The following is a 10,652-nucleotide window of genomic DNA, read 5'->3' as shown; positions in this document are numbered from 1 at the left end:
GCTACTGGTGCTCAAGGACCAGCGGGCGCTCAAGGTGCTACTGGTGCTCAAGGACCAGCGGGCGCTCAAGGTGCTACTGGTGCTCAAGGACCAGCGGGCGCTCAAGGTGCTACTGGTGCTCAAGGACCAGCGGGCGCTCAAGGTGCTACTGGCGCAACAGGACCAGCGGGTACTCCAATTCCTGTAACTATCGCTGCAATTGGAAACTCCAATCCACAAACTATATCTCCTGGAACAAACCTCCAATTCAATCAAGTTTTTGAATTAACTAATATCTCTTTCAACGATACTTCAGATACTTTAACAATTTTAGAAACAGGAGTATATGATATTAGTTTCTCAGCGTCTACAACTTTCCCAGGATCTTCACCATTTGGATTCGGTATTTCATTCAATGGTCAACCACCTACTCGTAATTTCTCAACGAATGTTATCGGTAGTGCTGTTTCGTTCTCTACAATCGTTACTTTACAAGCTGGTACAACAATTTCTATACAGCCTACGGCAAACACTATTTCTATTCCTAACACAGGCGATACAACTGCAACACTATCTATATTCCGAATTTACTAATTTTCACTCAATAAGTATATTGATAATTGTATGTATTGATTAACCGTGCATTAAATCTCTCTTTATATAGAAAGGAGCACTTATTTGGGAGGATAAGTGCTCCTTCTTTACGTTTCTTTACCTCAAATTTACTCTATCTTAATCCTCATTTTGTATGATAAATAATGAAGTCAAAGATATGAAAGAGGGATGAAAAATGAGAGTTATGTCACCGATACGCATTTGGATTGCTCTTATGGTATGCATTATTTTATGTGTAGGATTTTTTTTAACTCTAAAATATTCCACTATTTCAAAAGCAGATAGAAAAACTGTTCCATACAAAATTTTGTATACGAAACAAAGCAACATCCCTTATTCCAATGCAACAAAAAATGAAAAGAAAGTTATAACGGGAATGCTTATTACGAAAGCTTCTAGTTCCGAAGCGTTACTTCAAATTGCTGAAACGATTAAAGATCAGTATACAAATAAAAAAATCGATGAAATTACACTTTCTATCCACAATGAAAATAATGGTAATTACGAAGAAGAATTACCTTACGAACCTATTAGTAAAGGAAAAATAATTGTCACATACGATTCTCAATCCTTTGGCAATACGAACATTATACTTAACGAGTAGTAACTAGTACGGAGAAGGGATAATTTCAATCGTTTAAAGTTTCATTTTGTTTTTCATACAAAAAAGAGGCGAATTTCATTATTCGCCTCTTTCTTTTACCAAAATGAAGGAATCCATTCTTTCACTTTATCAATCCACTCTTGTTGCTCTTTTTTTCTTTGTTGTTCCTCTTCTTTCCTTCTCTTCTCTTCTTCTTTTCTTCGTTTTTCCTCTTCTATTGTAGTCAATTGTTTTTTATAATCAGCCTCAGATATGAGCGATAACTGAAATGCTTTTTGAGCTGGATTTGCGTTCGCTTTTTTCATAATATCCCGGAACATTGTCGTCGTAATTTGACTACCACCCGGAACATAATGATCGCTATCTGTTTTATCATATCCTACCCAAATCGCACCTACCAAATCTGGTGTGTATCCAACAAACCATGAATCCTTTGCGCCGGTGCTTGGGCCATTTACAATTTGAGTAGTTCCTGTCTTACCGGCCGTATCAACATTATTAACTTTCGCCTTTTCGCCCGTTCCCTTTTCGACAACGCCTTTTAATAAATATGTCATCTTTTGAGAAATTTTCTCGCTTGTCACTCGTGTCTCTTTCTTATACCACTTTCCAATCGTTTCACCTTCCGCATTTTGTATCTCTCTAATCGCATGAGCTTCCACTTGAACACCATCATTTGCAAATGTACTATACGCTTGAGCCATTACAAATGGGGATGTTCCTACATGCATACCGCCTAAAGCGATTGGATACGTACGATCTTCTGGCACTAATGGAATACCAAATCGCTCTAAAGATTTCAATCCTTTATCTAATCCAATCTGTTCCAATAGCCAAACAGCCGAAACATTATACGACTTTGCTACCGCTTCATACATTGTCACATCACCGTGAAAAGTATGATCGCTATTTTGTGGTTTATATTCTTTAATATTAAATGGTTCATCTTTCAATATATCGTATACTTCATACCCTTGCTCTAACGCGGGTACATATACAGCTAAAGGCTTTAACGTTGAGCCAGGTTGTCTTTTTAATTGGGTTGCATGATTAAACTGTAAAAACTGATACGGTCCTCTCCCTCCAACTAAAGCTGGTACACCACCTGTTTTTGGATTCATAAGAACTACACCCGTTTGCATCAGTTGGTCTGAGCCATTATCTTTGAAATAACTATCATTATTCACAACGTCTTCTACAGCCTGTTGTTTTTTCGGGTCAAGCTCTGTATAAATACGATAACCACCCGCTAAAATTTCATTTTGTGTCAATTCGTACTTGTCCATTGCTTCTCTAACAATATAGTCTACATATTGAGAATATTTTCCCTTGTATTTATCATCCACACCACGTTTTAATACAAGACCGCTCTCTTTTTCTTTATTATACTGTTCGTCAGAAATATACCCTTGCTCTTTCATTAAGCTTAATACGACATTACGTCTTTCAATTGACTTGTTAAAGTTTTTATAAGGTGAATATGCAGATGGTGCTTTAATTAAGCCTGCAATCGTTGCAGCTTCTGAAATTGTTAAATCTTTTACATCTTTATCAAAATAAGATTTTGCTGCCCTTTTTATACCCCAAGCACCTTCCCCAAAATAAATTTGATTCATATACATTTCAATAATTTCATCTTTTGTATAAGTACGTTCTATTTTTTTTGTTAAAAAGTATTCCTTTATTTTACGAGAAAATGTACGATCTTGTGTCAGAAATACATTCTTCGCAAGCTGCTGTGTAATTGTACTTCCCCCAGCTACAACTTCTCCTGCTGTAATATTTTTAAAAACCGCACTTATAATTCCACTATAATAAATACCATGATGGTTAAAAAATTCCTTATCTTCTACTGCAACAATTGCCTGAACCATAATATCAGGAATATCTTTTCTTTTAACGCCTTCTGTTTTCGAAGAAGCTAATTTAGTTGCGACCTCATTATTTGCATCATAAATTAAAGTCGGTTGTGGAACAGCTTGTTTTAGTTCAGATATGTCTTGAATGGAAATTATTATATTTACAGCAATAAATAGAGTAACGAATACACTTCCCAATACAATTAATGAATTACGAAGTTTCTTCCTCTTATTGAACCACTCAAGCATTTTTTTAAAATGAGTGTTCTTCAATTTCATTCGTTCACTTCCTTCATTTATTTACACTCTTCTTTTTAAAAGGAAGAATATACCGCCTTTTAAATTTATTATAATAACGTAGTCATTCCTATAGTGTAAAGCTTTTCTTTTACATTCATACTTTTTGCAAGAAAAGGACATTCTACAAGTAAGATATTCACTATTGGATATTAATATTATTAATAGAACAACGAGAGTTATGTTAAGTTTTTGTAAACTTTTCGATAAAATGTTTTAAAAAACGACAGTTTTTTGTTAGAATTGATTAGCCAATATATTTTACATATATTACTTTTGTGGGGGTAACAATAATGGTCTTTAAATCAAAAAAAGATAAATTTTCTGAAATGTTAATGAATGTTTCCGAAAATTTAAAAGAAGGCGCGCAGTTTTTCGTGGAGTATAAAATTAAAAATGCTAGCGATTTAAAAGAGTTTTCTATGCGCATGAAAGAGTATGAGTCAAAAGGTGACTCATTTATTCACGAAATCATTATGGAGTTAAACAAAGCGTTTATCACTCCGATTGAACGTGAGGACATCCTACAACTTGCAATGAGTATGGATGATGTATTAGACGGATTAGATCACAGTGCTAGTCTGTTCGAAATGTATTCTATTACAGAAGCAGATGAATACATGATTAAATTCGTAGAAGCAATTAATCAATGTGCGATTGAGATTGCAAACTCTGTTGAATTAATGTCTAACAAAAAATTAGTCGACATTCGTACAAATGCGATTAAGATTAAGGATTATGAATCACAGTGTGATGATATTCGCCGTCATGCGATTAAGAACTTATTCTCTCGTGAAAAAGATCCGATTAAGATTATTCAATTTAAAGAGATTTACGAAGAGCTTGAAGAAGTAGCTGATAGCTGTCAAAGCGTTGCAAACGTATTAGAAACAATTATTATGAAGAACGCGTAAGGAGTTTGATCATGGATACACTCTTGATACTGACCGTTTTAGTAGTCATTTGCGCTTTAGCTTTTGACTTTATCAATGGATTTCACGATACAGCAAACGCTATTGCAACGGCTGTTTCAACGAAAGCTCTAAAGCCTAGACATGCCATTATTATGGCGGCTATTATGAACTTTTTGGGCGCAATGACATTTACAGGTGTAGCAAAAACGATTACAAAAGATATCGTTGATCCATTCGCCTTACAAAATGGTTCTCTTGTAATTTTAGCTGCTTTGCTTGCGGCAATAGCTTGGAACTTAATTACTTGGTACTACGGTATTCCAAGTAGTTCTTCGCATGCAATTATCGGCTCAATCGCAGGTGCAGCAATTGCGGCCGCTGGGATTAGCTCGCTAAATCTTAAAGGATTTATTAAAATTATTGAAGCTTTAATCATTTCACCGATTATCGCTTTCGTTATTGGTTATACCGTATACAGTATTTTTAAAGTAGTATTTAAAAACTTTAACTTAACAAAAACGAATAAGAACTTCCGTATATTCCAGATTTTCACTGCAGCATTACAAGCCTACACACACGGTACGAATGATGCACAAAAAGCAATGGGAATCATTACGATGGCTCTTATGGCTAATAACTATCATACTTCTAGCGATATCCCGTTCTGGGTACAATTATCTTGTGCTATCGCAATGGGGCTTGGTACTTCTGTCGGCGGATGGAAAATTATTAAAACTGTCGGTGGACAAATTATGAAAATTCGTCCTGTAAATGGTGTAGCTGCCGATTTATCATCATCACTTGTTATTTTCGGTGCAACATTCATTCACTTACCGGTTAGTACGACGCACGTTATCTCTTCTTCTATTTTAGGGGTTGGTGCTTCTCACCGTGTGAAAGGGGTAAAATGGGGAACTGCAAAACGCATGTTAATTACATGGGTTATTACACTTCCTATTTCAGCTTCTTTAGCTGCTCTGTTTTACTACCTATTACATTTTGTTTTCTAATCAAAAGTCGTCTTCCTTATTTTTCTAGGAAGACGACTTTTTTGTGAACAAGCCTATTTCTCATTAAAAAGCGTGTATAATAATTGGTGGATAAGTTATTTAGAGGAGTTGGCAATTTTGGAATACATCATGTTACTTTTCATCGGACTAATCGCCGGAACAGTCGGCAGCCTAGTTGGGCTTGGAGGCGGAATTATTATTGTTCCGTTATTAATTGGATTACACAGTTTATCACCACAACTTGCAGTAGGGACTTCTATGGTAACAGTCGTTTTCACAGGACTATCTTCCACCCTTACTTACATGAAGCATAAGCGAGTAGATTATAAAAGTGGACTTATTTTATTTATCGGAAGCGGCCCTGGTGGTATTATCGGATCATGGGCAAATAAATTTTTAAACCAAGACACATTTTCTTTATACTTTGGGATTTTCCTTATATTCGTCTCAATTCTACTTATGCTTCGAGACAAATTAAAACCTCTTTCCCTCTCAAATACGTCTGTAATTAAGCGTTCTTTTACAGATAATGATGGAAATACTGTACACTACCAATTCCCACCGTTTCTTGCTATCTTTATCGCCTTTATAGTTGGGTTTATATCTGGATTATTTGGAATTGGTGGCGGTGCCTTACTTGTTCCAGCAATGATGCTTCTTTTTGCATTCCCAGCACATATTGCAGTAGCAACTTCAATGTTCATCGTATTTCTATCAGCAATTGTAAGTTCTGCAACTCACATCTCACTTGGAAATGTCAGCTGGATTTATGCATTAATCCTGATTCCGGGTGCATGGATTGGCGGAAAAATCGGGGCTTACATTAATACAAAACTAAGTGGTAACGCCGTAATTAATTTATTACGTATTACGTTGATTATTCTTGGAACTAGATTAATTATTATTTCCCTTTTATAACGTATTCTTTTTAGAATGCGTTTTTCTTATACACATGAATATAAAAATCCTCCGAGGAGAACAAATAAAATTAAACAAACACATAATAACATATAATTTGAAATATGTACTTTCTTCAAGTTGACCACTCCTATAACTGCGACTGTTATCTTTATGATAGCGAAAAAATAGTTCACTTGCAGTTACAGAGTGCTAACAATGCAAAATCAATTATTACAAATTTTATCCTTATATTTCATTTCTTTGTATATTCTATCGATTTAATAAAAAAAGATGTCATATTGACATCTTTTTTAATGAAGAAGTGACCACCCCATGAAGTCTTCATGTACTTGGCACGCCCTCTTATCGTTTCGATCATATAATTCAGCATAGCTATCTGTTTCTTCATCATAAGCCATCGTATAAATAATTTGGCCGTCTACTTCAACGGATAAAACGACTCCACCTTTCATCTCTTCAACATGAATGATAGCATTCGCCGGAATTTTCATATCCGTCATTCTCATCGCATCTAACAATATACTAAACCCCCTACAGCGTATTCATTGCTAGTACTATTACACACTAAATAGTATACTACTGTAATAGCATACATTTCGTCAATGAAATTGCTGTTGAAATAGCATATTGTCTATATACATATACGCTAAAATAGAAGAAATAGAAACATATTAATGGGGGGCTAACATTGATTCTACACAAAGGAGATGTACTATTCCGTCAAGGCGAGGACGGTCCTTTATACTTTATAAAAACAGGCTTATTAAAAGTAGTTCGGCTAGAAGAAGACGGAACACCATTTTTATTCAACATTATCGTTCCAGGTGAAACGATACCTCATCATTCTTTAATTTCACCGAAAGAATATCACGGTACAGCTATCGCTTTAATAAAAACAGAAGTGGAACCGATCACTAGTAGTGAATGGTACGAGAGACTTCAAGCAAATCCCGAATCGTATGCTAACATCGCTATGCAATTGCAATCTAAATTAAGAATGATGCAACAACGAATTGATCAATTGACAACCGTCTCTCCGAAAGAACGTCTTCATCGTTTACAAGAATGGTTCACCCTATATTTAGGTGACATTCCTATATATGAAATATTAACACAAACCGAAATTGGTCAACTGATAGGTATACGCCGTGAAACAGTAAACCGTTTATTACGAGAACAAATAAAAAACGAGGTAAAATAAATACCTCGTTTTTTTGCTTATTGTAAGCTTGTTGCTGGGCCGAAAAATTCATAATGAATATGCTCTTGTTTCACACCTAAATCAGTTAGTGCAGCATTTATATGCTTCATAAATGCTACTGGACCACAGAAATAAAACTCTGCTTCAGTTGTCGGAATAATAGTTTTTAACCATTCACTTTCAATGAAACCTTCTTTATCAAAGTTCTTCATTTCTAAATCTTTTTCAGTCGGTGCAGAATAACAAGTATATGCTTTAACTTGTTCATATTCATTTTCTACTGCCTTAACGTCTTCTTTCATTGCATGTGTATTACTATTTATTGCTGCATGAACAAAATATACATTACGTTTTGAATCTTGTTCAATTAACGTATTTAACATACTCATCATCGGTGTAATCCCTACTCCACCACTAATTAGTACAACTGGTAATGTTGAATTCATATTTAACACGAAATCTCCCGCTGGTGCACTTACCGGTAAAACATCTCCTTCTTTTACATGTTCATGTAAGTAATTAGACACTTTACCGTCTGGTGTATCTACACCTTTTTCTTTTTTTACACTAATACGATAATATTCTTTCCCAGGAGCATCGGATAAACTGTATTGACGATTATGTGTATATGTCTCACCTTCAATATTGATTTGAACCGTTACATATTGACCTGGGATGAATGAAGAAACTTTCCTTCCATCTTCAGGTTTCAAATAAAATGACGTAATAACATCGCTTTCCTTCACTTTTTTAACAATCACAAAGTTGCGGAAGTCTTTCCATCCACCTTCTTTATGTGCAGCTTCTTCATACATCTCTGCTTCAATGCTAATGAATGCATCAGCAATGACACCATATGCTTCTCCCCATGCGTTTAAAACTTCATCAGGTGCACCTGCGACCTCTTTAATGGCACGCAGTAAACATGTACCTACAATCGGGTAATGCTCTGCTTTAATACCTAAACTTCTATGCTTATGACCAATTTGTTTTACAACTGGAATAATAGCTTCTAAATTATCAATGTACGTTGCAGCTGCATAAACAGCATTCGCTAACGCTTGTTGTTGTCTTCCCTTTTTCTGATTTGTATGGTTGAAAATATTCAATAACTCCGGATGTTCCGAAAATAAAATTTCGTAAAATCTCGTTGTAATTTCAACGCCTTTTTCTTGTAATAATGGTACTGTTGACTTTACGATTTCAATTGTTTTTGCACTTAACATTGTATCCCACTCCTCTATTTCCTTAACTATTTTTAGTTTAACTGAATCTTATAATGCAGATTGTGATTTTAATCACTATTAACACGGTGTTTTTGTGAATAATATATGAACATTGTATTTACAAAAGAAAATAAGCTAACTAGAATTCTAGCTAGCTTATTATTTTGTTTGTATAGCTTGTTCAATTACTTTTATATCTTTCCCATCGCCAAACTCCGTATACCCCCAGATATTCGTTTCACCTCTATATTTATTTACGATGATATCCAAGTCATGATATACACGGTGGGCATACACTACATACTCAATATTTTGAAGTTCCACACCTTTTTTTACAATTTCATAGCTTCTATTTACATCGCGTTTTATTTTTTCATTCTTTATTTCCATATGTATATTTTTTAAAGATTGTTCTTGCTGTTGAAACCATTGCTTAAATTGATTCCAATCCCCATCTGTATAATTCTCTGCTTTACCGTAATTTAAGAAATTATTATAGCTTTCATGTGTCATTCGAATAAAATCTAGCACTTTTGTCTCTTCTTGCACATCTTCTATTTGAGCTATTGTATTTACCTCAGCAGGCTTATTCGCATAATGTAACAGCACATTCATAAGACTATAACTCGCAATAATCATCACGATCATAATACCTAATACATTTAACAATTTCTTCATATACAGAACTCCTTCTCTACTAAAAATATTACAACGTATGACTATACTTGTAATATTCTCTTGTAGAAATATAATTCCTGTATTAATTCTTCCTATCATTTCGACAATATTTTTCTATACATTTCTCGTTGGCAAATGTTCTTGTAGAACAATATATCCTTCATAAGCTGTGTAACCGAGTATAGCCATTAATCCAATATAACAAGCAAATACTGTCCATTTCGTTTTCGCATCCACTTTATAATAGTTTTCTTGTTGTTCCTTTTCTGTTTTCCATTCATTTAATTTTCTTTCTGACGCTTCAAATGCTTCCCTTATGTGAATTGTATACTCATCTTTTTCATCTTCATATGGAACATAATCTAACGGTTCGAACTTCGGTAAAAGATACTCTAATACTTCCATTTTTTGAAGTTCACCTATTTGTAACTCTTTTTCCCGTTCTCTTTGTCTTAATGCATTCATCTCATGGTGCATCACGTATATAGTCCGATGTACAGCACCCGTTTCTTTTAATTCCTCTTCAAGCCTAGTAACATATTCTTTCATCCCATCAATTTTATGCCCTAATTCCTTAATCGGCTCATCTCTCTTTATTACTCTATATAACTCCATACAACCGATAATAACAATAAATCCTCCCAAAATACTTTTAAAGTAAATTGAATAGCCAAATAATATAATAAGGCCTGCTCCCCAAATTTTAGTACTGACAACTGAAATAATTCTCCCACCATCTAGCGGCGAAACGGGAATTAAATTAAAGAAATTAATCATACTTCCAAGCAAAATAACAAGCGCCCAAAATGGCTCTTTCGTCATTATATAAAGCGGTATCGCTGGTAAAAATGACAGAAGTCCGAAAAGCGGACCCATATAGGCAATGTAAGCTTCATCTTTCGCATTTTTCGGCATCTCTTTCATTCCAATAAGGGCCCCCATAAATGGAATAAAGATTGCTGGCGATGTTGGGATCCCCTTTCTTTTCGCAGCCCATAAATGGCCCATTTCATGAACAAACAACAAATAAATGAGCGCCACTCCAAATTTCCAACCATATAGAACTGCGTATGCGCCAAGCGATAGAAACATACTAAATACCGTTGAAAACTTTGCTAATTTAAAAATTGCAAATACCCACTTTAACTTAGACAGTAAAAATAGACCTATCGCAACAATAATTCCCCATAATCCTTTTTTATTATTTTTCATATTCCTCTCCTTTATCTCTCATTAATGAATCATATTCATTCATTAAAGCTTGTTCTTTTCTCTATTATGACATATTTTTTTCTATTGTTAGAAATAATGTTTATATAATCCATTTTCAGCCAAAAATATAAATAAA

Annotated in this window: 11 protein-coding genes; 6 read left to right on the top strand and 5 right to left on the bottom strand. The window is 34.6% G+C overall.

Annotated features, from left to right (window positions below; all coding sequences use genetic code 11):
* A partial coding sequence (locus HMPREF1014_RS19230; protein ID WP_000852080.1) for a Gly-Xaa-Xaa repeat protein occupies nucleotides 1-573 on the top strand: 573 nt, incomplete at its 5' end.
* A 196-nt stretch (nucleotides 574-769) separates the two neighbouring features.
* Nucleotides 770-1,198, top strand: coding sequence for a hypothetical protein (locus tag HMPREF1014_RS19225; protein WP_001265589.1), 429 nt, complete (start codon nucleotides 770-772; stop codon nucleotides 1,196-1,198).
* Between the two features lie 95 nt (nucleotides 1,199-1,293).
* Here HMPREF1014_RS19225 and HMPREF1014_RS19220 read toward each other — a convergent pair whose 3' ends face one another.
* Nucleotides 1,294-3,336 (bottom strand): transglycosylase domain-containing protein, encoded by a 2,043-nt coding sequence (locus tag HMPREF1014_RS19220; protein WP_000769232.1) that lies wholly within the window; start codon nucleotides 3,334-3,336, stop codon nucleotides 1,294-1,296.
* Between the two features lie 311 nt (nucleotides 3,337-3,647).
* Between HMPREF1014_RS19220 and HMPREF1014_RS19215 the strand changes: the two genes are divergently transcribed.
* The 3 genes from HMPREF1014_RS19215 to HMPREF1014_RS19205 all read left to right on the top strand — a co-directional run bounded on the left by HMPREF1014_RS19215 (nucleotide 3,648) and on the right by HMPREF1014_RS19205 (nucleotide 6,196).
* On the top strand, nucleotides 3,648-4,268 hold the full coding sequence (locus HMPREF1014_RS19215; protein ID WP_000231451.1) for a DUF47 domain-containing protein: 621 nt from the start codon (nucleotides 3,648-3,650) through the stop codon (nucleotides 4,266-4,268).
* Between the two features lie 11 nt (nucleotides 4,269-4,279).
* Nucleotides 4,280-5,278, top strand: coding sequence for an inorganic phosphate transporter (locus tag HMPREF1014_RS19210; protein ID WP_000380273.1), 999 nt, complete (start codon nucleotides 4,280-4,282; stop codon nucleotides 5,276-5,278).
* A 117-nt stretch (nucleotides 5,279-5,395) separates the two neighbouring features.
* The gene (locus HMPREF1014_RS19205) at nucleotides 5,396-6,196 is read left to right on the top strand and encodes a sulfite exporter TauE/SafE family protein (RefSeq protein WP_000455762.1); all 801 of its coding nucleotides are present in this window, start codon (nucleotides 5,396-5,398) and stop codon (nucleotides 6,194-6,196) included.
* A gap of 293 nt (nucleotides 6,197-6,489) precedes the next feature.
* Here the strand turns inward: HMPREF1014_RS19205 and HMPREF1014_RS19195 are convergent, their stop codons facing one another.
* Entirely contained in the window at nucleotides 6,490-6,717 is a 228-nt protein-coding gene (locus tag HMPREF1014_RS19195) for a hypothetical protein (RefSeq protein ID WP_000883007.1), read from the bottom strand.
* Nucleotides 6,718-6,887: 170 nt separating this feature from the next.
* Between HMPREF1014_RS19195 and HMPREF1014_RS19190 the strand changes: the two genes are divergently transcribed.
* Nucleotides 6,888-7,400, top strand: a complete 513-nt coding sequence (locus HMPREF1014_RS19190) for a Crp/Fnr family transcriptional regulator (RefSeq protein ID WP_000600585.1) — start codon at nucleotides 6,888-6,890, stop codon at nucleotides 7,398-7,400.
* 17 nt (nucleotides 7,401-7,417) lie between these two features.
* Here HMPREF1014_RS19190 and hmpA read toward each other — a convergent pair whose 3' ends face one another.
* From hmpA to HMPREF1014_RS19175, 3 genes are all read right to left on the bottom strand, one after another.
* Nucleotides 7,418-8,626, bottom strand: coding sequence for an NO-inducible flavohemoprotein (gene hmpA, locus HMPREF1014_RS19185; protein WP_000947321.1), 1,209 nt, complete (start codon nucleotides 8,624-8,626; stop codon nucleotides 7,418-7,420).
* Between the two features lie 159 nt (nucleotides 8,627-8,785).
* Nucleotides 8,786-9,304, bottom strand: a complete 519-nt coding sequence (locus HMPREF1014_RS19180; protein ID WP_000735230.1) for a hypothetical protein — start codon at nucleotides 9,302-9,304, stop codon at nucleotides 8,786-8,788.
* 114 nt (nucleotides 9,305-9,418) lie between these two features.
* Complete coding sequence (locus tag HMPREF1014_RS19175) at nucleotides 9,419-10,516, bottom strand: site-2 protease family protein (RefSeq protein WP_000794490.1); 1,098 nt, start codon at nucleotides 10,514-10,516, stop codon at nucleotides 9,419-9,421.
* Between the last annotated feature and the right edge of the window lie 136 nt (nucleotides 10,517-10,652).

This window comes from Bacillus sp. 7_6_55CFAA_CT2 (genome assembly GCF_000238655.1).
In the GTDB taxonomy this organism is placed as follows: domain Bacteria; phylum Bacillota; class Bacilli; order Bacillales; family Bacillaceae_G; genus Bacillus_A; species Bacillus_A cereus.
This window is presented reverse-complemented; position numbering and strand designations above follow the sequence as displayed.